A 22,407-nucleotide genomic window follows, 5' to 3' on the forward strand; every position below is an offset into this window, starting at 1 on the left:
CACCCCATGTTGAAGCAATCCGCACTGACCCTGGCAGTGTTGCTGGCCACGTTCAATGTGTCGGCCGCCGAGGCCTTGCGCGTCGCCGCCGACCCGATTCCCCACGCGCAGATTCTTGAGTTCGTACAAAAGCTCGACCCAAGCCTGAAGCTTAAAATCATCGAGATCCCCAGCGGCGTGAACTCCAACGAGTTGCTGGCCCATGGCGATGTCGACGCCAATTACTTCCAGCACTTGCCGTACCTCAACTCGCAGGAACAGGCGCTCGGCCAGAAGTTTGCGGTGGCCGCCACCGTGCATATCGAGCCGCTGGGCATCTATTCCCGCCGCCATACCAGCCTGGCCCAGGTGCCGGACAAAGGCACCGTCGCCGTACCGAATAACGTCACCAACCTCAGCCGCGCGCTGTACCTGCTGCAAGCCAATGGCTTGATCAAACTCAAGCCGGGCTTCAACGACGCGTCCAAGGACCAGGCCACGCCCAAGGACATCGCGGAAAACCCCAAGCACCTGAAGATTCTTGAGATTGAATCGCCACAGATTCCCCGCGCGCTGGATGATGTAGACCTGGCGGTGATCAATGGCAATTTCGCCCTGGAAGCGGGGTTGGAACCGGCCAAGGATGCCCTCGGCCTGGAGCAGGCCAAGGGCAACCCGTACGCGAACATCCTGGTGACCACGCCCAAATTGCTCGAAGACCCACGCGTGCAGCAACTGGCCAAAGACCTGCGTTCACCGGCGGTGGCCAAGTTCATCAGTGAGAAATACGCCGGTTCGGTGATCCCGGTGGCGGCCGAATGATCGTCGTCGAGGGCGTCAGTAAAACCTACGCCGACGGCCAGCCGCCGGCGCTGGATAACGTGTCGTTGCAGATTGCCGAAGGTTCGATCTTCGGCATTGTCGGGCGCAGCGGGGCGGGCAAGAGTACTTTGCTGCGCTGCCTCAACCTGCTGGAGCGACCTACCCGCGGTCGTATCCTGATGGACGGCCAGGACCTGACCCTGTTGAGTGACAAGGCCCTGCGCCAGCAACGCCAGCGCATCGGCATGATCTTCCAGGGCTTCAACCTGCTGCACTCGCGCAACGTGGCGGATAACGTCGCGGTGCCGCTGGAGATCGCCAAGGTGCCCAAGGCCGAACGCGCCGCGCGAGTGGCCGAGCTGCTTGCACTGGTGGGGCTGAGCGACAAGGCCCAGGCGTTTCCCTCGCAGCTGTCCGGCGGGCAGAAACAGCGTGTAGGCATCGCCCGCGCCTTGGCGGCGCGCCCGGCGTATCTGCTGTCGGATGAAGCCACCAGTGCCCTCGACCCGGAAACCACCGCGTCGATCCTGGAACTGCTGCGCGACATCAACCGCCAGCTCGGTGTGACCATAGTGCTGATCACCCACGAGCTGGAGGTGGTCAAGGCGATCTGTGACAGTGCCGTGTCCCTGGCCGATGGCCGCGTGGTCGAAAGCGGCAGCCTGGTGCAACTGCAGGCAGACCCGTCGTCACGCCTGGGCCGTTCGTTGACACCCAACCTAGCCGTGGTGAGGGCGGTATGAAGACCGATTGGAATGACATCCTGCAACTGCTGCTCAACGCCACCGGCGAAACCCTGTACATGGTGTTGCTGGCCGGGCTGTTTACCTTGTTGATCGGCTTGCCCCTGGGCGTCCTGCTGTTTATCAGCCGGCGCGACGGCCTGTTGCCGTTGCCGCGCCTCAACCGGGCGGTGGGTGGGGTGATCAACCTCGGGCGCTCGTTGCCGTTTGTGGTGATGCTGATCGCGCTGATACCGCTGACGCGCCTGATTGTCGGCACCACCTTGGGCAGCACCGCCGCAGTGGTGCCGATCACCATCGGCGCGTTTCCGTTTTTTGCGCGCATTGTCGAGACCGCCCTGGATGAAGTGGACAAGGGGCGCATCGAAGCCATCGTGGCCATGGGCGGTGATATCCGCCACGTGATTACCAAGGTGTTGCTGCCCGAAGCGTTGCCGGCGCTGGTGGCCGGGGTGACCTTGACCCTGGTGATGTTGATCGGCTTCTCGTCGATGGCGGGGGTAATCGGCGGCGGTGGGCTGGGCGACCTGGCGATTCGCTACGGTTATCAACGCTTCAATAACCAGATCATGGTGGTCACGGTGATTGTGCTGGTGGTGTTGGTGCAAGGCGTGCAGAGCCTGGGGGATCGTTGTGTGCGCTCGTTGGCGCATCGTCGATAAACGCAACGTGCTCAAGGGGCGCGCGAGGCCCTGAGCAACCCTTCGAACACCCGCTGCACCTGTGGCTCATCACTGTGGGCCACATTGAAACGCATCCAGTCGCGGTGCGCCGGGTCATAGCCAAACAACGTACCCGGCGCCAGCACCATGCCTTGCGTGAGCGCAGCCTGGGCCAGTTGCTCACCGTTCACCGCCGGTGGCAGGCGCGCCCAGATAAACATCCCGCCTTCATAGCCCATCGGCAGTTCGCAGCCGCAGCGCTTGAGCCATTGTTCGACGCGCGCACCGGCTTCCAGCAAGCGCTGGACCATGCGCTTGCGGTGCCGGGCGTAGCTGCCTTCACTGAGCATGCGGTACACGATCTGCTCGAACAGCTCCGAGGTCACGCCGCCGCTCATCAATTTCATATTGGTCAGGTTGGCCGCCAATTGCGGCGCGGCCACCACGTAGCTGACGCGGGCGTTGGCGCTGAGGATTTTCGAGAACCCCGACAGGTAGGTAACCTGCTCCAGGCCAGCAAGCGCGGCGAGGCGCGGCGGTGGGTTGGGGTGCAGGTCGCCGTAGAGGTCATCCTCGACGATATGGCAGTGGTACTGGCGGGTCAGTTGCAGCAGACGAAACGCCTGGCTGGGGCTGAAAGAATGGCCGGTGGGGTTCTGCAGCACGCTGGTGGTGAGGTACAGGCTGGGCCGGTGTTCGCTCAGCAGCTGTTCGAGGGCGGTGAAGTCGAAGCCGTCGGGGCGGCGCTCCAGCGTCACCACCTTGACCCCGTGCAACGCCAGGTTGGCGTGGAAGTTGAAGTAGCACGGCGTGTCCAGCAGCACGCTGTCGCCGGGCCTGACGAGCAGGCGCATGAGCATGTCCAGGCCCTGCACGGTGTTGGGGGTGGTGATGATCTGTTCCACCGGTACCGACAGGCCGTCGGCATGCAGCTTCTGCTGCAAGGCCTGACGCAACGGCAACAACCCCGCTGGCGTACCTAACCCGGCGATGCGCAACGCGGACGCGCGCACCACGCTGCGCATGGCCTGGCGAATCGCGTCCGTATCCAGCCACTGCTCCGGCAGGTGGCCACCGCCGGGGCGCAGGTCGCCATAGACCGTGGCCAGTGGCCGGCGCAACACGCTGAGCAAGTCCTGGGGCAGCAACTCGACCCACGCCGACGAGGCGGGCCGCACGCTATGCATCGCCACGAAGTACCCACGACCCTGGCTGGACGTGAGCAGGTTGCGTCCGCGCAGGCGGTCCAGCGCTTCATTGAGGGTAAATTTGCTCACGCCCAATACCGCGGTCAACTCACGCACCGACGGTAACTTGCTGCCGGGCGCCCATTCGCCGTTTTCGATGGCCTGGCTGAATGCGTCGACAATCTGCTGCACCTTGGGGGTGCCTGGCGCAAAGGCGATGGCGGATACAAACATAAACCTTCCCTGTGTTTGCCGGTGATTTTACCGGTAAAGTCTGGCCGGATTAAGCCTCACTTTACCTGCCCTGTGCAATGGCGCTTGCCTAGACTGCAGGCCTTCTCATCAAGGTCCAAGGCCATGACCAGCGCATTGACGCTTTCCTCGTTTCTCTACTTCCTGCTGTTTTGCCTCACCATGACCTTCAGCCCCGGCCCCATGACCCTGCTGCTGTTGAGCCTGGGCCTGAAGGCCGGCTTGCGCAGCTCGATCCCGGCGCAGCTCGGCGCCAGTGTGTCGTACCTGATTTCGATCCTGGTGTTTGCCGTGGGCTTCTCGGAATTGATCAAGGGCAACCTGGCGATTACCCAGGCTATCCAGTTCGTCGGTGTGGCCTATATCCTGTACCTGGCCTACAAACAGTGGACCAGCAGTGGCATGTCGCTGGACCAAGCCAGCGCGGTGGAGGGCGCGCGCAGCCTGTTCGGCAAAGGTCTGTTGACCGGGTTTTCCAACCCCAAGACCATCATCATGTTCAGCGCCGTATTCCCGCAGTTCGCCGGGGCAGGGGAGCACAGTTCGATGGCGGATATCGCCATTCTTGGGCTGACTTTTCTGCTGCTGCAATTTGCCAGTGGCTGCTTGTATTGCTACTTCGGGCAACGCATCAAGCACCTGCTGGAGAACCCCAAGCGTCGCGTGTTGTTGCAGCGGGCCACCGCTGTATTGCTGTTGGGCGTGGCGCTGATGCTGGCGCGCGGGTTCTCGCACTGAGGGTTGTGGGCTTATGAGTGGTAGTGGCGATTTGCCGGTGCCCTGATAGACTCCAGGCATTCCTTCAGGATGTCATCCCACCATGTCAGCTGCAGAAGGAAACGGACTTCAACTCGCCTCACGGCTGTACAAATCCCGCACGCTGGGGCTGACGCTCGGCTTTGTGTGCGTGGTGTTCGCCATGTACCCCTTGAACCCGGCCTGGTGGGTGTGGGCCTGGATGCTGATCAACGCATTTGTCTGGCCGCACCTGGCCTTTCGCATGTCGCAGCGCAGCGCCCACGCACTGCGCAGCGAGCGGCGCCACTTGCTGTTCGATTCGTTTTGCGGCGGGTTCTGGGTCGGTGCCATGCATTTCAACCCGCTGCCCGGCGTGACCACATTGTCGATGATGACCATGAATAACGTGGCCATCGGCGGTCCTCGGTTCATGCTTGCAGGCTGGGTGGCGCAGGCACTGGGCATCGGCGCCGCGCTGCTGATATTCGCGCCGGCGTTTATTGCCGTGACCACCCAGGCCCAGCTGTATGCGTGCCTGCCGATCCTGATGCTGTATCCGCTGGCCCTCGGCTGGATCTGCTACCGCCAGGCCGTGACATTGGCCCGCCACAAACGTGAACTGCTGGCCCTGAGCCGCACCGACAGCCTGTCCGGCCTGCTCAATCATGGTGCCTGGAAAGACCACCTGGAGATCGAGTTCCAGCGCTGCCGTCGCGAGCAACAGGGCGCGGCGATTGCGTTGATCGACATCGACCACTTCAAGACCATCAACGACACCTACGGGCATGTCACCGGGGATATCGTCTTGCGCCAACTCAGCAAAGTGCTGCGCCAGAACTTGCGCGCCACCGACCTGGCCGGGCGTTATGGCGGCGATGAGTTCTGCGTGATCCTGCCGGGCATGCCCCTCAACCGCGCGGCGGAAGTGATGGACGCCTTGCGCAACCGCTTCAACGCGCTGGCCTATGCCCAGGACCCGACCTTGCGCGCCAGCCTGAGCATTGGCCTGGCGCCGTATCAACCCGACCATGCCGATTCCACCAGTTGGCTCAACGACGCCGACCAGGCGCTGTACGAAGCCAAGAGCAGCGGGCGTAACCGCGTCAGTTCGGTACAGGGGAGCTGGTTGCGATCGGTCTAGTGGGGTAGGGTGTGGCGGTCCCCGCTAACAAAAAACAAGGATCGGTTCATGCTCTTCAACTTTCCACGCACGCTCCTGGCCGCAACGCTGGCCTTGTCCTTCGCCATGCCGGCCTACAGCGCCGAACCGCATAAACAGATCCAGGCGCAGTCCGAGCAGTACAAGGCCGAGGCCCTTAAACTGCTGGAGCGCCTGGTGAACATTGACTCGGGTTCCGGCTACGAGCCGGGCCTGACCCAAGTGCGCGACATCGCCGTCGATGAACTCAAACAACTTGGCTTCACGATTGAGCTGGTGCCCGACAAGGCCGCCAACAACAGCCATGTGATCGCCACCCTCAAGGGCACCGGCAAGGCCAGGATCCTGCTGATGGCGCACATGGACACCGTGTTCAAGGAAGGCTCGGCCGCCGAGCGCCCATTCCACATCAAGGACGGCCGCGCTTACGGCCCCGGCGTGATGGATGACAAGGGCGGTATCGTTGCCGGCATCTACGCGCTCAAAGTCCTGAAGAACCAGGGCTTCAACGACTACGCGCAAATCACCTTCCTGCTCGACGCCAGTGAAGAAACCGGCTCCGACGCCGCCTCCGAATTGATCCGCAACACCGCCAAGGCCCACGACGTGACCCTCAACCTGGAACCTGGCCGCCCGGCAGACGGCTTGGTGGTGTGGCGTAAAGGCAGCGCCACGGCGGTGGTCGAAGTCAAAGGCAAGGCCGCCCATGCCGGCGTCGCCCCGGAACTGGGACGCAACGCCGCCATGGAGGCCGCGCACCAGATCCTGCAACTGGGCAAATTGGGCGACGAAGAAAAGAAAACCACCATCAACTTCACCGTGATCAAGTCCGGCGACCGCACTAACGTGATCCCCGACCAGGCCACCGCCAAGGCGGACGTGCGCGCGGCATTGCCGGAAGAGTTCGATCGCATCGAAAAAGACCTGGCGCGGGTATCGGCCAACAAACTGATCCCCGAAACCGAAGTGAAGACCAGCCTGCAACGTGGTCTGCCGCCCATGCCGCAGACGCCGGAGTCTGACAAACTGGTGGCGATTGCCCAGGGGATTTATGGCGAACTGGGCAAAAAACTCACCATTGAAGGCAGCGGCGGGGCGGCGGATGCCAGCTTGTCAGCCGGGGTGGGCACGCCGACGCTGGACGGGTTTGGGATTGTCGGCGGGAACATTCATACCCCAGAGGAGTATGCCGAGGTGGAGAGTGTGGCGCCACGGATTTACTTGTTGAGCCGGATGATTATGGAGTTGTCGACGCGGTGATTTGATTGGTGCGAGTGAGCTTGCGACTGAGCTTCTTGTGGCGAGCGAGCTTGCTCGCGCTGGGCTGCGCAGCAGCCCCAAATCAGACACCGCCAATCTTCCTGAAACACCGCAGTGTCCCGACTGGGGCCGCTTCGCAGCCCAACGCGAGCAAGCTCGCTCGCCACATGGAGTGGGGAGGCCAGTGTAGCGCCGCGGATTTACTTGTTGAGCCGGATGATTAAGGAGTTGTCGACGCGGTGATTTGATTGGTGCGAGTGAGCTCGCTCGCCACATGGAGTGGGGAGGGCAGTGTAGCGCCACGGATTTACTTGTTGAGCCGGATGATTATGGAGTTGTCGACGCGGTGATTTGATTGGTGCGGGTGAGCTTGCGACTGAGCTTCTTGTGGCGAGCGAGCTTGCTCGCGTTGGGCTGCGCAGCAGCCCCAGGCCTGGCGCCGCCAATCTACCTGAAACACTGCATTGTCCCTATTGGGGCCGCTTCGCAGCCCAACGCGAGCAAGCTCGCTCGCCACATGGAGTGGGGAGGGCAGTGTAGCGCCGCGGATTTACTTGTTGAGCCGGATGATTATGGAGTTGTCGAAGCGGTGATTTGATTAGCGCGAGTGAGCTTGCGACTGAGCTTCTTGTGGCGAGCGAGCTTGCTCGCGTTGGGCTGCGCAGCAGCCCCAAACCTGGCGCCGCCAATCTACCTGAAACACTGCATTGTTCCTATTGGGGCCGCTTCGCAGCCCAACGCGAGCAAGCTCGCTCGCCACGGGGAGTGGGGAGGGCAGTGTAGCGCCACGGATTTACTTGTTGAGCCGGATGATTATGGAGTTGTCGACGCGGTGATTTGATTAGCGCGAGTGAGCTTGCCACTGAGCTTCTTGTGGCGAGCGAGCTTGCTCGCGTTGGGCTGCGCAGCAGCCCCAGGCCTGGCGCCGCCAATCTACCTGAAACACTGCATTGTCCCTATTGGGGCCGCTTCGCAGCCCAACGCGAGCAAGCTCGCTCGCCACATGGAGTGGGGAGGGCAGTGTGGCGCCGCGGATTTACTTGTTGATCCGGATGATTATGGAGTTGTCGAAGCGGTGATTTGATTAGCGCGAGTGAGCTTGCCACTGAGCTTCTTGTGGCGAGCGAGCTTGCTCGCGTTGTGCTGCGCAGCAGCCCCAAATCAGACACCGCCAATCTTCCTGAAGCACCGCAGTGTCCCGACTGGGGCCGCTTCGCAGCCCAACGCGAGCAAGCTCGCTCGCCACGGGGAGTGGGGAGCAGTGAGGTGGGGGGGGGCTCACCATGTTGATTGGTCTTCGTGGCTGGCTTTTTGGAGATCGTCTTTTCAGGCCTCGTTGGCTAAGCGATAAATGTCGGCGAAGAAGCCTCTGGGGTCGTAATGGGAAAGCTCCACGCCTTTAGTTTGTTCTCTGTCGTAATAGCTCTCCGCCCAGGTTTCATAGCTGTTCAAGCAGCGCTTGAAATCGCCAAAAACTGATTCGACGTCTCGGGTCTTCGAAGCCATGGCCGCGCGCACCAGCAAGCCAATGGTTTGGCCCGTCGCGACGATCAAGAGCCAGCCCCATCAACCCAAACACCCGCCAGAAAAACCATCTGCAATCCCTCGCGCTGTGTGATCAGGCGAAGGACTTTGCAGAGGTTTTCAGGCGATATCTGTAGTGCTTATCCGGCCGTTACGTGGGATTCATCGACAGCTTTTGTCTTCTCCCGCCCAAGCACCAGACTGCACAGCGCCGGCAGGAACAGCAGCGTCAACAGCGTGCCCACCAGCACCCCGCCAATCAGCACATACGCCAGGGATGACCAGAACACCGACAGCGTCAGCGGGATAAACGCCAGCGCCGCCGCCAACGCCGTCAATATCACCGGGCGGGCGCGGCGTACGGTGGCTTCGATGATCGCCTCACGGATCGCCATGCCGTGGTCCTGGTTCTGGCGGATCTGGTCGGTAAAGATCAGCGTGTTGCGCATCAGAATCCCGCCAATGCCGATCAGCCCCAAAATCGCGTTAAAGCCGAACGGCTGGTTGAACAGCAGCAGCGTCGGCACCGCGCCAATCAGGCCCAACGGCGCGGTGGCGAAGACCATGAACATCACGCCAAAGGAGCGCACTTGGAACATGATCACCGTGAGGGTCAGCAGGATCATGATCGGGAACAGCGCCGCCAGGGCCACGTTGGCCTTGGCGCTTTCTTCCACCGGGCCGCCGATGTCGATCTGATAACCGGCGGGCAGCTTGGCGATCAGCGGTTGCAGGTCTTTGTATACGGCCATTTCCACGTCGGGCGGTTGCACGCCGTCAACGATGTCGGCGCGCACTTCCACGGTGCTCGCGCGGTTGCGGCGCTTGAGGATCGGTTCCTCCATCACCGCCTGGAAATGCCCGACCTGGGCCAGCGGCACTGAAGTGCCAGCGCTGTTGGTGAGGGTCATGTTGTTGAGGTTGCCGAGGTTCTCGCGCTGGTTGCCTTGGGCACGGGCGACTACCGACACGGTGCGGTTACCCTCGCGCACTTCGGTGATCGGGTTGCCGCTGAGCAGGGCGTTGAGCTGGGATTTGACCTCGTTGGGGGTAAATCCCAGCAGGCGCAGGCGGTCCTGATCGAGTACCAGGCGGTAGCCGCTGGTGCGTTCGCCCCAATCGAGGAAGGCGTCCTTGGTCAGCTTGTTGGCCGCGACCACCTGGCGCACGTCCTCGGACAACCCGCGCAACACATCCACATTCGGCCCGGAGACGCGGAACACCACCGGGAATGGCACTGGCGGGCCGAACAGCAGTTGCGTCACGCGGACCCGCGCCGAAGGGAATTCACCTGCGGCGATCCGCTCACCCATGCGTAGCTTGAGTGCGTCGCGGGCGTGGGAATCCGGAGTCTGTACGATCAACTTGGCAAACGCCGGGTCGGGCAGCTCGGGGTTCAACGACAGGAAAAAGCGTGGTGCGCCACCGCCCACATAGGTGTCGACCATGGCGGTCTGCGGCTCTTGCAGCAGGGCTTTTTCCAGTTGCGCAGCCACCGCCTCGGTGCTTTTGAAGGCGCTGCCGGGCGGCATATACACCTCAAGGATCAGCTCGGAGCGGTCGGAGTTGGGAAAAAACTGCTTCTTCACCACGCCCATGCCCACTACACACAGCACAAACGCCGCCACCACCAGCCCGGTGACCAGCCAGCGGCGACGGACACAGGCTTCCACCAGGCTGCGCAATTTCTGGTAGTAACGCCCGGCATAGATCGCATCGTGGCCGCCGGGTACCGGCTTGATAGCTGGCAGCAGTTTCACTCCCAGGTACGGCGTGAACACCACCGCCACCAGCCAGGAGGCGATCAGCGCAAAGCCCACGATCCAGAAGATATTACCGGCGTATTCGCCAGCGCCCGAGCGCGCAAAACCCACCGGCAGAAAGCCGATGATGGTCACCAGCGTGCCGGTCAGCATCGGCGCGGCCGTGGAACTCCAGGCGAAGGTGGCGGCGTGGATCCGGTCAAAGCCTTCTTCGAGTTTTACCACCATCATCTCGATGGCGATGATCGCGTCATCGACCAGCAGGCCAAGGGAAATGATCAGCGCGCCGAGGGTGATGCGGTCGAACTCACGCCCGGTCAGCAGCATGATCACAAACACCACCGACAAGGTCAGCGGCACCGCGGCCGCCACCACCAGGCCCACGCGAAAGCCCAGGGCCAACAGGCTGATCACCATCACCACTGCCAGGGCGACGAAGAATTTGAGCATGAATTCATTCACCGCCAGGCTGATGTTTTTGGCCTGGTCGGAGACTTTGGCGAAGTTCACCCCCAGCGGCAGGTCTGCCTGGATCCGGGCTTCCTGGGCCTTGAGGCTCTTGTCCAGCTCCAGGCCGTTCCAGTGTTTCTCCATGATCACGCCAAGCATCAGCGCCGGGTCGCCCTGATGGCGGATACGGTAGCTGGGCGGGTCTTCATAACCACGGCTGACCGTAGCCACATCGGCGATCCGCAGCACGCGGCCGTTGACTTCCAACGGCACGTTTTCGATCAGCGCCAGGCTGTCAAAGGCGCCGTCGATACGAATATAAGCACGCGCGCCGGCCGTTTCGACAAAACCCGACGGCGCCACGGCGTTCTGCGCGGCGAGGGCGGCGAAGATCTGGTCGGGCTTGATACCCAAGGTTGCCAAGCGCTCGTAGGAAAACTCGACAAAGATCCGTTGCGCCTGCTCGCCAAGGATATTGACCTTCTTCACCCCCGGCAGGTTGAGCAGGCCCTGGCGCAGTTCCTCGGCCATCTGTACTTGTTGCCGATGGGGCAGGTGCTCGGCTTCGAGGGCGTACAGGGCAAAGTACACATCGGAATATTCGTCATTGAAGAACGGCCCGATCACGCCATTGGGCAGTTTTGCCGCTTCATCGCTGAGCTTTTTGCGGGTCTGGTAGAACAGGTCCTGGATTTCGCTGGGGCGCGTGGACTCCTTGTAGGTCATGCGCATCGACACAAAACCCGGCTGGGCGATGGTTTCGACGCGGTCGTAGTAGTCCAGTTCCTGCAGGCGTTTTTCCAGGCGGTCGGCGACTTGTTCCTGCATTTCCTCGGCGGTGGCGCCGGGCCAGGCGGCGGTGATGGTCATGACCTTGACGGTAAACGACGGGTCTTCGGCGCGGCCCAATTTACCGAACGAGAAGATCCCGGCGGCGAGGATCGCAATGATCAGAAACAGCGTGACCGCGCGGTGCTTGACCGCCAGTTCGGAGAGGTTGATCCCGCGCATGCTCAGTTGTCCTGTTTGCGGTTGAGGGCCAGCACCTGGGCGGGCAGCAGGCGTACCGCGTCACCGCTGTGCAGCAGGTGCGCACCAAGGGCGACGATGGTTTGGCCGGGCGTTACGCCGCTGTCGAGCAGGGCATCTTCCTGGCCCAGGCTGGCGACCTTGACTGGGGCGAAGCTGACCTTGTCGTCGGCGCCGATCAGCCACACGCCGGTGCCTTGCCCGGCATCCTGCAAGGCGCCGATGGGCACGCGGGTTTGCTGGGCCTGGCCGTTGCCTTGCAGGCGCACGGTGATGGTCGAGCCGAGGGCGAAGCGGTCGACCGCGCCGTGCAATACATAGCGGGCGCGGTAGGTGCGGGTGGTGGGGTCGGCGCTGGCGGACAATTCGCGCAGGCTGGCCGTCACCGCCTGGTCGGAGGCGCCGAAGGGGAAGGCCAGGGCTTTCTGCGAGGCCTGGTCGCGCTGGTTTTCCGGTAGGTTGACGATGGCTTCGCGGGCGCCGTCATGGGCCAGGCGCGCGACGATCTGCCCTTCGGCGACCACCTGGCCACGGTCGACCCGCACGTCGGTGATGATGCCGTCGCCATCGGCCTTGAGCACCGAGTAGGTACGGCGGTTTTCGATCTGGCTGGCATCCGATTGGGCTGAGGCCAGTTCCGCTTCGGCGACGCGCAGGTTGGTCGCCGACTGATCGAAGATCTGCCGCGACACCGCGCCGGTGTTGGCCAGGCGTTGATAGCGGTTTTCATCGTCTCGGCGCTGGCGCAGTTGGGCCTGGGCGGCGTTGACGCGGTTTTTTGCCGAGCGCAGCGCCAGTTCGAAGTCGCCGATGTCGAGTATCAGCAGGGTGTCACCACGGGAGACGTGCTGGCCGGGGTCGACTTTGCGTTCGATGACCTTGCCGCTGACTCGGAAGCCCAGGTCGCTTTCGGTGCGGGCTGCGACCACGCCGGTGTAGGCGCTTTGCTGGGTACCGGCGGATTCGACCTTGGCCGCGAGGACCGGGCGTGGCTGCGGCACTTGGGCGGCGGTGTCGGCCTGGCTGTTGCAACCGTTGAGGACGATCAATAGCGCCAGGGGCGTGAGAAGACGCAGGGGAAGAGGGTGCATGGCGGGCTCCGGGGGTAACCATTAGGCAAAAAATTATGGACATAATTTTTCGCTCATATTATGGTCGAAATATAAATTAATCCAGCCCCCGGATAATCCCCATGTCGAACGCCCCGGCCCCCTCGAGAAATTTGCTGTTGCTACTGGTGGCCCTCACGGCACTCGGTGAAGTCTCGACCCAATTGATCATTCCCGGCCTGGGTGCCATCGAGCAGGCACTATTGGCGCCGGCGGGTTCAGCGTTGATGGCATTGTCGGCGTTTGTGGCCGCCTTTGGCCTGGGGCAGTTGCTGTTCGGGCCGCTGTCGGACCGTATCGGCCGCCGCCCGGTGCTGCTCGGCGGCCTGGCGTTATATGTGCTGGCGACCTTGTCGATGCTGCTGGTCAACGACATCCAGCAATTCATCGCCGCGCGTGTGCTGCAAGGCCTGGGCGCCTGCGCTGCGCTGGTATTGGCGCGCACTGTGGTGCGTGATGTGTGGAAGGCCGAAGCGGGGCCGGCCCTGGCGTTGACCATGATCGGCATGCTCTACGCCATTGTGGTGGCGCCGATGGTGGGAGGGCTGCTGATCAAGCTGCTGGGCTGGCGTGCGCCCATCCTCCTCGCGTTGTCTATCGGCTGCGTGGTGTTGCTGCTGGCGCTGCTGTTTTTTCGCGAGAGCAACGGCTACCTCGACCCTAAGGCCGGCCACTGGCGCACCCTCGGCGGGCAATACCTGGATTTGCTCAAGGGCCGCCAGTACCGTGCGTTCGCCGTGGCCCTGGCGTGCACCTATGGCGCCATGTTTGCGGTGATCGCCGGTTCATCGGCGGTGTTTATCAACCTACTGGGCTTCAGCAGCCTTGAGTACGGCGTCAATTTTGGCGTGATTGTGTCGATGCTGATCGTCGGTTCCACCTACACCCGGCGCAATATCCTGCGCCTGGGGCCGCAGCGGATCGTGGCGATGGGCGTGATGCTGGTGGCGATCGGCGGCATTTCTGCGCTGGTCATTTACCGGCTGTTCGGTCTGTCGGTACTCGGCCTGGACATTCCGGTGGCCCTGGTTACCCTCGGCGGCGGCCTGGTATTGCCGGGGGCGGTCACCGGCGGGGTGATGCCCAATGCGCACCGCGCTGGCCTGGCGGCGGGGTTGATGGGCTTTGCGCAGATGTTTGGCGCGACCTGCAGCGGTGTGCTGCTGAGCCATCTACGTGACGGCAGTGCTACGCCCATGATCACCCTTCAGGCGTGTTTTGCGCTGACCGCCTTCGTGGCGTTTCACCTGTTGCGCGAGCGGCGCGTGGTCCTGGCGCCGGCGGCTTGAGTTGTCACACTTTGTCCAAGTTATTCGGGGCTGGATGATTACGATTCTCTTTTGAGACGAATCCTAAGGTCCACGCCCATGCTTCCTGCTTTTCGCTTCACACCCCTGGCCCTGCTGGTGGCCGGTAGCTTCAACGCCCATGCCGACGAGCCTTTGGCGCTCGATGACGTCGTGGTGACGGCGTCCGGTTTTGCCCAAAGTGTGGAAGATGCCCCGGCCTCGGTCACGGTGATTGATGGCGAGACGCTGCGGCGCAAGTCCTACCGCGACCTCGGCGATGCAGTGCGCGATGTGGAAGGCGTGACGGTTAACGGCGGCGCGAATGAAACCGACATCTCGATCCGTGGCATGCCGGCCGATTACACCTTGATCATGGTTGACGGCAAACGCCAGAGCGCGCGGGAATCACGGGTCAACGGCAACAGCGGTTACGAGCAGAGCTTTGTGCCGCCGGCCGCCGCCATCGAGCGGATTGAAGTGGTGCGCGGGCCGATGTCGTCGCTGTACGGCTCGGACGCCATTGGCGGGGTGATCAACGTGATCACGCGCAAGGTTTCGCCGACCTGGGGCGGCTCTATTGGCTATGACTACTCGGCGCGGCAGCACAGCGACCAGGGCAACGCGCGCCAGACCCAGTTCTACCTCAGCGGCCCGCTCAAGGAAGACTTCCTCGGCTTGCAGGTATGGGGCCGTTACCTGGATCGCCAGGCGGACAACGACCTCGAACAGACCAATGGTTTCAGCAAGGCCGACCACCGCGACCTCACTGCGCGCCTGGCTTTCACTCCGACGATCGACCACGACATCCTGCTGGAAGCCGGTGCCACGCGGCTCAAGAATGGCGACGGCATCAGCGCCAACTGGGCTACCCGTGAGCAGGAAAACAACCGCGATCACTGGTCGCTGTCGCACCAGGGGCGTTGGGGCTGGGCCACCTCGGACATCGCGCTGTCCCAGGAAACCTCCAGCCGCGAAGGTAAGGCCACGCCTGCGCAAACCGATATCTACGGGCGCAAACCCGAGATCAAGAACACCGTATTCGACGCCAAGCTGGTGGTGCCCACCGCGCATAACGTCAGCACCGTGGGCCTGCAATGGAATGAAAGCGAGCTGACTGACTGGAACCAGGGCCTGGGGGATCGCGTCGACTATAAATTCTCGGTGGTGCAAAAAGCCCTGTTCGCCGAAAACGAATGGTCGGTCACCGACAGCTTCGCCCTGACCACCGGCCTGCGCCTGGATGAACACGAAGAGTATGGCGCCCACCTGAGCCCGCGGGTCTACGGGGTGTGGCGGGCCACCGAGCAGTGGACGCTCAAGGGCGGCATCGCCCGTGGCTTCAAGGCGCCGGAGCTGCGCGCGGTGGTCGAGGACTACGCCTACCTGCGGCGCAATCGCTTCGTGATGTTCGGCAACCCCGACCTCAAGCCCGAAACCAGCACCAACTATGAAATGTCGGCGTTGTGGAGCAACCGCGACAACCTGTCGGGCGGCGTGACGCTGTTCTACAACGACTTCCAGGACAAGCTTTCGACGGTCACCACCGACCAGCGCTGGAACAACTACATCATCATGGAGCGGGTCAATGTCGACAAAGCGATCATCCAGGGCGTGGAGCTGAACGGCCAATGGGACATCAACCCCAGCGTGCTGCTCAAGGCCAACTACACCTACACCGATTCCGAGCAGAAAAGCGGTGCCAACAAAGGCGCGCCCCTGGCCCTCACGCCCGAGCAAAAAGCCAATGTGCGCACCGAATGGACCCTCAATGACCGCACCCAGGCCTGGGCGTCGCTGAGTTACTACGGCGAAGAAACCGGCAATACCCTCACCGACGAGCCCGCCCCGGGCTACACCACCGCCGACCTCGGCGGCTCCTTTGATGTGACCGATTCGCTGACCCTCAACGCCTCCCTCAACAACCTCACCGACAAGCGCCTGGACGATGAAACCTACGGCACGGTGAACTACGGACGCACGCTGTGGATGGGCGCCACGCTCAACTTCTAAAGCGCGGCGGGCAAGCGCACCACCGCGCACAGGCCGGCCGGCGGGCGATTCTCCAACACCAGCTCGCCGCCATGGGCCTGGATGCACGAACGTGCAATCGCCAGGCCCAACCCCACGCCGCCGTCATTGACGCCGCGTTGTACAAAGGGTTCGAAGACTTTGCTCAGCCAGTCCTCGGGCAGGCCTTGGCCGTGGTCGAGAATCTCCACGCGCAGCCAGCCGTCGTCCTCGTGCGACAGGTTCAGGTGGGTGTCGCCGCCGTGGTGCAGGGCGTTGTCGATCAGGTTGGTCAGCGCGCGTTTGAGTGCCAGCGGGCGGCACGTCAGCATCAGCGGCGGCGCACCGGCCCAGGCCACGGGCTGTTGCAGACGCTGGTAACGTTTGGCCAGATCATCCAGCAGGCCGCTCAGGGACACCGTGGCGGTGGCTTCCTGCACGGCGTCATCACGCACGAAATTCAGGGTTTCGCGCACCATCGCACTCAACTCGGCGAGGCTTTCGAGCATGTCGTCGCGGGCCGCGCCGGGCTCCAGCAACTCCACTTGCAGGCGCAATTCGGTGATCGGCGTGTTCAGGTCATGGCTGACCGCCGCGAGCATCCGCGTACGGCCCTCCACATGCCGGGCGAGGTTGGCCTGCATGGTGTTGAACGCTGCGGTGAGGTCGCGCGCCTCCTGTGGGCCGCGCTCGGGCAGCGGGGCGATCCATTCACCGCGGCTCACGCGTTCGGTGGCCTGGGCCAGGGTTTTGACCGGGCGCACCACGCGGGCGATGAAAAACATCACGATCAGCAGCACCGGCAGGGTGGTCACGGGCAGGCTGTACGCCAACACGCGGCCCCATTCGTAGGCGCCGGCGGGAAATTGCACGGCGTTCAGGTACATCCCGCCCGGCAGGGCGATGCTGCTGCGCAGGCGCAACGGTGCCCAGCCGGCGGGGCTGAACACATGGGTGCGGGCGTCGGCGCCGCTGATGCGTTCCAACTGCACGCCGACAGCGGCGTTGTTATCCAACTGCAATCGGCTGCGCAATTCACTGGCCAGGCGGCGCTCCTCCGCGCGCGGCTCAAACGGCGCCACGTCTGGCGTCGGCGCCACCCAGAAGTGCGCACCATCAGTGCTCATGGCGGCCAGCAAGTGGGCGGTTTCGGTTGGGGTCAGGTCCAGCGCGGTGTGATGGGCGATGCTCAGGCGTTCCAGGCTGAAACTGCGCGACAACGGGTGGATCAGGCTGCCGGTGCGTTGCAGGAACAGCATGGCGATGGCGTTTGACGCGAGCAGCGCCAGTAGCAGCAACAGGCTCAACTGGCGGGCCAGGGTACGCGGCCACAGGCGGCTCAGGGTGTGCATGCGCTGACCTCGGCGGCCAGCAGGTAACCGCCGCCCCAGACGGTGCGCAGCAGGTCCAGGCTGGCATCGCCCTGGGCCAGTTTGCGGCGCAGGCGGCTGACCTGGCGGTCGATGGCGCGGTCGCTCACATCACTGTCGGCGGCGGCGGTAAGGTCGATCAGGCGCTCGCGGGGCAGCAGGGTGTTGGGGTGGGCGAGGAACACTTGCAGCAAGCGGCTTTCCACCGTGCTCAGCTGGATCGCCGGGCTGGCGTCGCGACGTAGCGTGGCGCTGCTCACGCTGAAATGCCAGCCGGCAAACCGGTAAGCCTGCGGGCCACCGCTGGGGGCGGCGGGCCCGGTGTTGCGCCCTTGGCGGCGCAACACACTGTTGATGCGCGCCACCAGTTCGCGCGGCTCAAAGGGTTTGGTGACGTAGTCGTCGGCGCCCAGGTCCAGGCCACGTACGCGGTCGGCGGCGGTGTCGCGGGCGGTCAGCAGGATCACCGGGGTGTTGCTGCGCCGATGCAACTGGTTGCACAACTCAAAGCCATCGCCATCTGGCAGCAGCACGTCGAGCACCACCACGTCGAACGCCTGGGTCTTGAGCAATTGCCACATGCCGGCAGCATCTTCGGCGGTGCGTACCTCAAAGGTATGGCGGCGCAGGTAAGTGGCCAGGGGTTCGCGAATTTTGCGGTGGTCATCCACCACCAGTACGCGCGGCGCGGCAGGCGCAGGGGCAAACGGCATTGCAGCCCTCGGAGGGTTGAGCGGGAGAGGGTGGATACTACTACGAGTCATTATCATTAACGCTGTTTTTGTAGCGATGAGCCTGTATACCGTCCCATCAGTGGGACGCTCAAGGCTGTTTTTGCTGTCTAGCGCTAAATTGATCTGGGTTTTAAGGTGTATGCACTTTGGAGGACCACCATGAAAAAACTCATCGGCATTTACACCAGCCCTCGCGGCCATTGGGTCGGCGACGGTTTCCCGGTGCGCACGCTGTTTTCCTACGACAACCTGGGCAAGCACATCAGCCCGTTCCTGTTGCTGGACCACGCCGGCCCGGCCGATTTCACCCCGACAGATCAGCGTCGCGGTGTCGGCCAGCACCCCCATCGAGGTTTTGAAACCGTGACCATCGTCTACGCCGGCGAAGTCGAACACCGCGATTCCACTGGCGGTGGCGGCAAAATCGGCCCGGGCGATGTGCAATGGATGACCGCCGCCAAGGGCATCCTGCACGAGGAATTCCACTCCGAAGCCTTTGCCCGCAAAGGTGGCGCGCTGGAGATGGTGCAACTGTGGGTCAACCTGCCGGCCAAGGAAAAAATGGCCGATGCGGGCTACCAGACCCTCCTCGATGCGGACATCCCCGTGCTGCCGCTGGCCAACGACGCCGGGCACTTGCGCTTGATCGCCGGTGAATTCGCCGGCGCCCAGGGGCCCGCGCGCACTTTCACGCCGATAGACCTGTGGGACCTGCGCCTCAACGCCAGCAAGCCCGTGACCCTGGACCTGCACGCCGGCCGCAACACCGCGCTGGTCATCCTGCAAGGCGCGGTGCTGGTCAACGGCGAAGAGGTTGCACGGCCTGGGCAATTGGCGCTGTTCGAGCGTGATGGCAGCCAACTCACCCTGGAGTCCAACGACGACGCCAAGGTGTTGCTGCTCAGCGGCGAACCGATCGACGAGCCCATCGTCGGCCACGGCCCGTTCGTGATGAACACCGAGCAGGAGATTCATCAGGCGTTTGCCGACTTCCAGTCCGGCAAGTTCGGCCAGATGCACGCCTGACGGCTCGCCACAAAACCCTGTGGCAAAAAAGCTTTTGTGGCGAGCGGGCTTGCCCGCGTTGGGCTGCGCAGCAGTCCCAAAACCAGGCACTGAGTTCTTTCAGGAAAACAACAGGTGCCTTTACTGGGGCCGCTGCGCAGCCCAACGCGGGCAAGCCCGCTCGCCACATAAGCGCATTGGTCAAACCTATACTCACTGCAGGTTGTTTCCAGTGTTCTCAATTCATGCGATCTTCTCGGCATTCGCCCTGGAGTCGCCTGGATGCCCTCATTTATCGCTGATCACCCGATGTTGTGCGCCCTGGCGCTGATCTTTATCGACATCGCCGTGTGGCGCCTTATTTCCGCCAACCTCGCCAACTGGAAGCTGGCGGCGCGGTTGGTGATCTTTGCGGTGTTCAGTGCCGTGCTGTTCAACGACGGCATGAACCCCATGCAGCTCGCGCCGTATGCCGACAACACTGCCTTGCACTTGGCCGCCACGGCCTTGCAGATCGGCTGGTGGCTGTTCGCGGCGCGTACCCTTACGGTGTTGCTCGGTGCACTGATGATGCAGCGGGTCGGGCACACGGGGCGGCTGTTGCAGGACCTGATGGGCGCGGTGATTTTCCTGATCGCAATCATCGCCGCCCTGGCCTACGTGCTCGACCTGCCGGTCAAGGGCGTACTCGCCACCTCCGGCGCGGTTGCGATCATCGTCGGCCTGGCGTTGCAAAGTACCCTCAGCGACGTGTTTTCCGGGATCGTGCTCAACACCACCAAGCCTTATCAGCTGGATGACTGGATCTCCATCGACGGCACCGAAGGCCGCGTTACCGACATCGACTGGCGCGCCACACGCCTGCAAACTTCCCAGGGCAGCATGGCGGTGATCCCCAATTCCTTGGCGGCCAAGGCCAAGATCATCAACTTCTCGCGCCCGGCGGACATGTTCGGCCTGGCGGTCAGTCTGCAAGTCAGCCCCCATGCACGCCCGCAAACCGTGATCGAAGCGCTCGAACGCGCCATGCAGGGTTGCCGGCCACTGCTGGCCAAACCGGCACCGAGCGTGGCGTTCAAGACCTCGGGCAGCGGCGGCGTGGAATATGAAATCAGCGGGTTTGTGCCCGCCATGGCCCTCAAGCGCGAGGTGCGCAACCAGCTTTACGATTTAGCCTTCCGGCACTTGCAGGCGGCAGGCGTGGGGGTGTTGTCGGCCACCGAAAGCGCTGCGCCGCCAGCCATGTCCGCAGCGCGGGCGTTGCTGGAACGCTCGTCGATCTTCTCCACCCTGCGCCAGGAAGAAAAAGACACCTTCAGCCAGAACATGACCCTGCACAGCTACCGTGCCGGCGAGATGATCCTGCCGGCCGGCGAGGTCAGCGATCATTTGTTCATCGTCGAGTCCGGCGTGGTGTCGGTGATGCTGACCAAGGGCGGCCACAAGTTCGAGGCCGGCCGCATGGGGCCGGGCGAGGTGATTGGCGAGGCGGGGATTCTGTCCGACGAAGCCACGTTGGCGGATTTTTCCGCCAAGACCTATTGCACCCTGTACCGCATCGAGAAGGAATACTTGAAGCCGTGCCTGGATGCGCGCCACGACATCGGCGAGGCCATGAAAGCGCTGTTGGATTTCCGCATGCACGCCGCGCAGGTCTTGACCCAGGAGGCACCGGTGGTGCCGGTGAAGAAGGGCTTCCTGCAGTGGCTGCGCAAGCGCGGTTTGTAAGGGGAAAAACCGACTAACCTGCGTTTTTTGCACGTTACCCCACGCAATAAATCGTTTGTCCAACGGCTGGCCGATGACAAGACTGCATGTCACTCGGATAACAACAACGTTGGGCAAACCACATGCAACTCGAGCGCAATTTTTACAACGGTCTTTTTGTCGAACCGGCCAGCGATGCGCTGATCGCCGTCTACAACCCGGCCACCGAAACCCTGGTGGGCCACGTCAGCGCGGCCACGCCTGCCGAGGCGATTGCCGCCGTCGACGCCGCTGCCAGCGCCCAGAAAACCTGGGGCAAACTCACCAGTATCGAGCGCGCCGAGCACCTGCGGGCCTTTGCCGATGCACTCGACACCTGCGCTGAAGCCATCGGTACGGCCCTGGCCAGCGAGTCCGGCAAAAGCCGCAGCGATGCCAGCAACGAAGCACGCTACGCCGCGCAGATCACCCGTTACCACGCCGAATGGGCACGCCGCATCGAAGGCGAGATCATTCCCAGCGATACCCCGGACGAAAACCTGTTCCTGCAGCGCGAGCCGATTGGCGTCGTGGCCTGCCTGATCCCGTTCAACTACCCGGTCTACACCCTGCTGCGCAAGATCGCCCCGGCCTTGATCGCCGGTAACACCGTGGTGGTGCGCCCGAGCAACAACACGCCGTTGTCGGCGTTTGAAATTGCCAAGGCAGTGGTCAAAGCGGGCATCCCGGCGGGCGTAATCAACATCCTCACCATGGACCACGCCACCGCCGCCAGCGTATGCACCCACAAGGCCGTCGGCCTGATTACCCTCACCGGCAGTGTGAATGCCGGGCGCATCGTGCTGGATTACTGCAAGGCCAATATCGCCAAGCCATCCTTGGAACTGGGTGGCAAGACCCCGGCGATCATCGAGGCTGATGCAGATTTGGAGCAAGCCGCCAGCGCTATCGTCGCCTCCAAGACCACCCATTGCGGCCAGCTGTGCACGGCGGTGGAGCGGGTGTACGTGCACGAAAGTGTCTACGACGCGTTCCTGGCCCTGCTGAAAGCCAAGATCAGCGCAGTGAAGTTCGGCGACCGGTCCAACGACGAAAGCCTGATGGGCCCACTGGTCAACGCCAGCTCGCAACGCAACATCCACGCCATGGTCGAGCGCGCCGTCGCCGCCGGTGCTGTACTGGAAACAGGCGGCGTGTTGCCCGACGGCCCCGGGCATTTCTACCCGCCGACCCTGCTCAGTGGCTGCCGCCAGGACATGGAAATCATCCAGGAAGAAATCTTCGGCCCGGTGTTGCCGGTGCTCAAGTACCGCGACATCGAGGAGGCGCTGGCGATGGCCAACGACCATCAGTTCGGCCTGTCGTCGGTGCTGTACACCGAGAACTACCGCACGGCGATGAAAGTCGCGAATGCCATCGAAGCCGGTGAGTTGTACGTCAATCGCACCCCGGCGGACCCGTACCAGGGCTTCCACGCCGGCTGGAAACGCTCAGGGCTGGGCGGCGATGACGGTAAGCACGGGATGCTTGAGTTCACCCAGACCCGCCTGGTGGTCATGAAGTACTGATCTACGAACACCCGTGCACCATCAATAAAAACAATTATCAGGGCGCCTGC

At 62.9% G+C, this 22,407-nt stretch carries 17 protein-coding genes; 11 read left to right on the forward strand and 6 right to left on the reverse strand.

Going from position 1 to position 22,407, the window contains the following annotated elements:
* The first annotated feature begins 6 nt into the window (after positions 1 to 6).
* The 3 genes from CXQ82_RS13290 to CXQ82_RS13300 are packed head-to-tail and all read left to right on the forward strand — an operon-like array spanning position 7 to position 2,206.
* Positions 7 to 801, forward strand: coding sequence for a MetQ/NlpA family ABC transporter substrate-binding protein (locus tag CXQ82_RS13290; RefSeq protein WP_101269613.1), 795 nt, complete (start codon positions 7 to 9; stop codon positions 799 to 801).
* The gene (locus tag CXQ82_RS13295) at positions 798 to 1,544 is read left to right on the forward strand and encodes a methionine ABC transporter ATP-binding protein (RefSeq protein WP_101269615.1); all 747 of its coding nucleotides are present in this window, start codon (positions 798 to 800) and stop codon (positions 1,542 to 1,544) included. The genes CXQ82_RS13290 and CXQ82_RS13295 overlap by 4 nt, the downstream gene beginning before the upstream one ends.
* Complete coding sequence (locus CXQ82_RS13300; RefSeq protein WP_101269617.1) at positions 1,541 to 2,206, forward strand: methionine ABC transporter permease; 666 nt, start codon at positions 1,541 to 1,543, stop codon at positions 2,204 to 2,206. The genes CXQ82_RS13295 and CXQ82_RS13300 overlap by 4 nt, the downstream gene beginning before the upstream one ends.
* Positions 2,207 to 2,217: 11 nt before the next feature.
* Here the strand turns inward: CXQ82_RS13300 and CXQ82_RS13305 are convergent, their stop codons facing one another.
* Positions 2,218 to 3,627 (reverse strand): PLP-dependent aminotransferase family protein, encoded by a 1,410-nt coding sequence (locus tag CXQ82_RS13305; RefSeq protein WP_101269619.1) that lies wholly within the window; start codon positions 3,625 to 3,627, stop codon positions 2,218 to 2,220.
* Positions 3,628 to 3,750: 123 nt separating this feature from the next.
* On the opposite strand from CXQ82_RS13305, the gene CXQ82_RS13310 reads away from it, so the two are divergent.
* The 3 genes from CXQ82_RS13310 (at position 3,751) to CXQ82_RS13320 (ending at position 6,802) form a co-directional block, all read left to right on the forward strand.
* Positions 3,751 to 4,383, forward strand: a complete 633-nt coding sequence (locus CXQ82_RS13310; protein WP_101269621.1) for a LysE family translocator — start codon at positions 3,751 to 3,753, stop codon at positions 4,381 to 4,383.
* An 82-nt stretch (positions 4,384 to 4,465) separates the two neighbouring features.
* Complete coding sequence (locus CXQ82_RS13315; protein WP_101269623.1) at positions 4,466 to 5,524, forward strand: diguanylate cyclase; 1,059 nt, start codon at positions 4,466 to 4,468, stop codon at positions 5,522 to 5,524.
* Between the two features lie 48 nt (positions 5,525 to 5,572).
* Complete coding sequence (locus CXQ82_RS13320) at positions 5,573 to 6,802, forward strand: M20/M25/M40 family metallo-hydrolase (protein WP_101269625.1); 1,230 nt, start codon at positions 5,573 to 5,575, stop codon at positions 6,800 to 6,802.
* A gap of 1,326 nt (positions 6,803 to 8,128) precedes the next feature.
* Here CXQ82_RS13320 and CXQ82_RS13345 read toward each other — a convergent pair.
* From CXQ82_RS13345 to CXQ82_RS13355, 3 genes are all read right to left on the reverse strand, one after another.
* Positions 8,129 to 8,356 carry a hypothetical protein gene (locus CXQ82_RS13345; RefSeq protein ID WP_101269634.1) on the reverse strand — a complete coding sequence of 76 codons (228 nt, stop codon included), beginning with the start codon at positions 8,354 to 8,356 and terminating at the stop codon, positions 8,129 to 8,131.
* 110 nt (positions 8,357 to 8,466) lie between these two features.
* Positions 8,467 to 11,550: an efflux RND transporter permease subunit gene (locus tag CXQ82_RS13350; RefSeq protein ID WP_101269635.1), complete on the reverse strand. Its 3,084-nt coding sequence runs from the start codon at positions 11,548 to 11,550 to the stop codon at positions 8,467 to 8,469.
* Positions 11,551 to 11,552: 2 nt separating this feature from the next.
* Positions 11,553 to 12,659: an efflux RND transporter periplasmic adaptor subunit gene (locus tag CXQ82_RS13355; protein ID WP_101269638.1), complete on the reverse strand. Its 1,107-nt coding sequence runs from the start codon at positions 12,657 to 12,659 to the stop codon at positions 11,553 to 11,555.
* A gap of 101 nt (positions 12,660 to 12,760) precedes the next feature.
* Between CXQ82_RS13355 and CXQ82_RS13360 the strand changes: the two genes are divergently transcribed.
* On the forward strand, positions 12,761 to 13,966 hold the full coding sequence (locus tag CXQ82_RS13360) for a Bcr/CflA family efflux MFS transporter (protein WP_101269640.1): 1,206 nt from the start codon (positions 12,761 to 12,763) through the stop codon (positions 13,964 to 13,966).
* 78 nt (positions 13,967 to 14,044) lie between these two features.
* The gene (locus CXQ82_RS13365; protein ID WP_101269642.1) at positions 14,045 to 15,976 is read left to right on the forward strand and encodes a TonB-dependent receptor domain-containing protein; all 1,932 of its coding nucleotides are present in this window, start codon (positions 14,045 to 14,047) and stop codon (positions 15,974 to 15,976) included.
* Here the strand turns inward: CXQ82_RS13365 and CXQ82_RS13370 are convergent.
* Together CXQ82_RS13370 and CXQ82_RS13375 are read right to left on the reverse strand one after the other, a co-directional pair.
* Positions 15,973 to 17,292, reverse strand: a complete 1,320-nt coding sequence (locus CXQ82_RS13370; RefSeq protein ID WP_177409957.1) for an ATP-binding protein — start codon at positions 17,290 to 17,292, stop codon at positions 15,973 to 15,975. The two genes, CXQ82_RS13365 and CXQ82_RS13370, sit on opposite strands and share 4 nt — an antisense overlap.
* Positions 17,293 to 17,312: 20 nt before the next feature.
* The gene (locus CXQ82_RS13375; RefSeq protein WP_101269647.1) at positions 17,313 to 18,056 is read right to left on the reverse strand and encodes a response regulator; all 744 of its coding nucleotides are present in this window, start codon (positions 18,054 to 18,056) and stop codon (positions 17,313 to 17,315) included.
* 180 nt (positions 18,057 to 18,236) lie between these two features.
* Between CXQ82_RS13375 and CXQ82_RS13380 the strand changes: the two genes are divergently transcribed.
* From CXQ82_RS13380 to aldA, 3 genes are all read left to right on the forward strand, one after another.
* Positions 18,237 to 19,103, forward strand: a complete 867-nt coding sequence (locus CXQ82_RS13380; protein ID WP_101269649.1) for a pirin family protein — start codon at positions 18,237 to 18,239, stop codon at positions 19,101 to 19,103.
* Positions 19,104 to 19,364: 261 nt separating this feature from the next.
* A complete protein-coding gene (locus tag CXQ82_RS13385) occupies positions 19,365 to 20,810 on the forward strand; it encodes a mechanosensitive ion channel family protein (protein WP_101269652.1) in 1,446 nt (481 codons plus the stop codon).
* A gap of 122 nt (positions 20,811 to 20,932) precedes the next feature.
* Positions 20,933 to 22,357, forward strand: coding sequence for an aldehyde dehydrogenase (aldA, locus tag CXQ82_RS13390; RefSeq protein WP_101269655.1), 1,425 nt, complete (start codon positions 20,933 to 20,935; stop codon positions 22,355 to 22,357).
* Positions 22,358 to 22,407: the final 50 nt, after the last annotated feature.

Source organism: Pseudomonas sp. S09G 359, assembly GCF_002843605.1.
In the GTDB taxonomy this organism is placed as follows: domain Bacteria; phylum Pseudomonadota; class Gammaproteobacteria; order Pseudomonadales; family Pseudomonadaceae; genus Aquipseudomonas.

Bases quoted from the DNA above. Each gene is read 5' to 3' on its own strand.
- CXQ82_RS13290 (WP_101269613.1), top strand. From the start codon at position 7: ATGTTGAAGCAATCCGCACTGACCCTGGCAGTGTTGCTGGCCACGTTC.
- CXQ82_RS13295 (WP_101269615.1), top strand. From the start codon at position 798: ATGATCGTCGTCGAGGGCGTCAGTAAAACCTACGCCGACGGCCAGCCG.
- CXQ82_RS13300 (WP_101269617.1), top strand. From the start codon at position 1,541: ATGAAGACCGATTGGAATGACATCCTGCAACTGCTGCTCAACGCCACC.
- CXQ82_RS13305 (WP_101269619.1), bottom strand. From the start codon at position 3,627: ATGTTTGTATCCGCCATCGCCTTTGCGCCAGGCACCCCCAAGGTGCAG.
- CXQ82_RS13310 (WP_101269621.1), top strand. From the start codon at position 3,751: ATGACCAGCGCATTGACGCTTTCCTCGTTTCTCTACTTCCTGCTGTTT.
- CXQ82_RS13315 (WP_101269623.1), top strand. From the start codon at position 4,466: ATGTCAGCTGCAGAAGGAAACGGACTTCAACTCGCCTCACGGCTGTAC.
- CXQ82_RS13320 (WP_101269625.1), top strand. From the start codon at position 5,573: ATGCTCTTCAACTTTCCACGCACGCTCCTGGCCGCAACGCTGGCCTTG.
- CXQ82_RS13350 (WP_101269635.1), bottom strand. From the start codon at position 11,550: ATGCGCGGGATCAACCTCTCCGAACTGGCGGTCAAGCACCGCGCGGTC.
- CXQ82_RS13355 (WP_101269638.1), bottom strand. From the start codon at position 12,659: ATGCACCCTCTTCCCCTGCGTCTTCTCACGCCCCTGGCGCTATTGATC.
- CXQ82_RS13360 (WP_101269640.1), top strand. From the start codon at position 12,761: ATGTCGAACGCCCCGGCCCCCTCGAGAAATTTGCTGTTGCTACTGGTG.
- CXQ82_RS13365 (WP_101269642.1), top strand. From the start codon at position 14,045: ATGCTTCCTGCTTTTCGCTTCACACCCCTGGCCCTGCTGGTGGCCGGT.
- CXQ82_RS13375 (WP_101269647.1), bottom strand. From the start codon at position 18,056: ATGCCGTTTGCCCCTGCGCCTGCCGCGCCGCGCGTACTGGTGGTGGAT.
- CXQ82_RS13380 (WP_101269649.1), top strand. From the start codon at position 18,237: ATGAAAAAACTCATCGGCATTTACACCAGCCCTCGCGGCCATTGGGTC.
- CXQ82_RS13385 (WP_101269652.1), top strand. From the start codon at position 19,365: ATGCCCTCATTTATCGCTGATCACCCGATGTTGTGCGCCCTGGCGCTG.
- aldA (WP_101269655.1), top strand. From the start codon at position 20,933: ATGCAACTCGAGCGCAATTTTTACAACGGTCTTTTTGTCGAACCGGCC.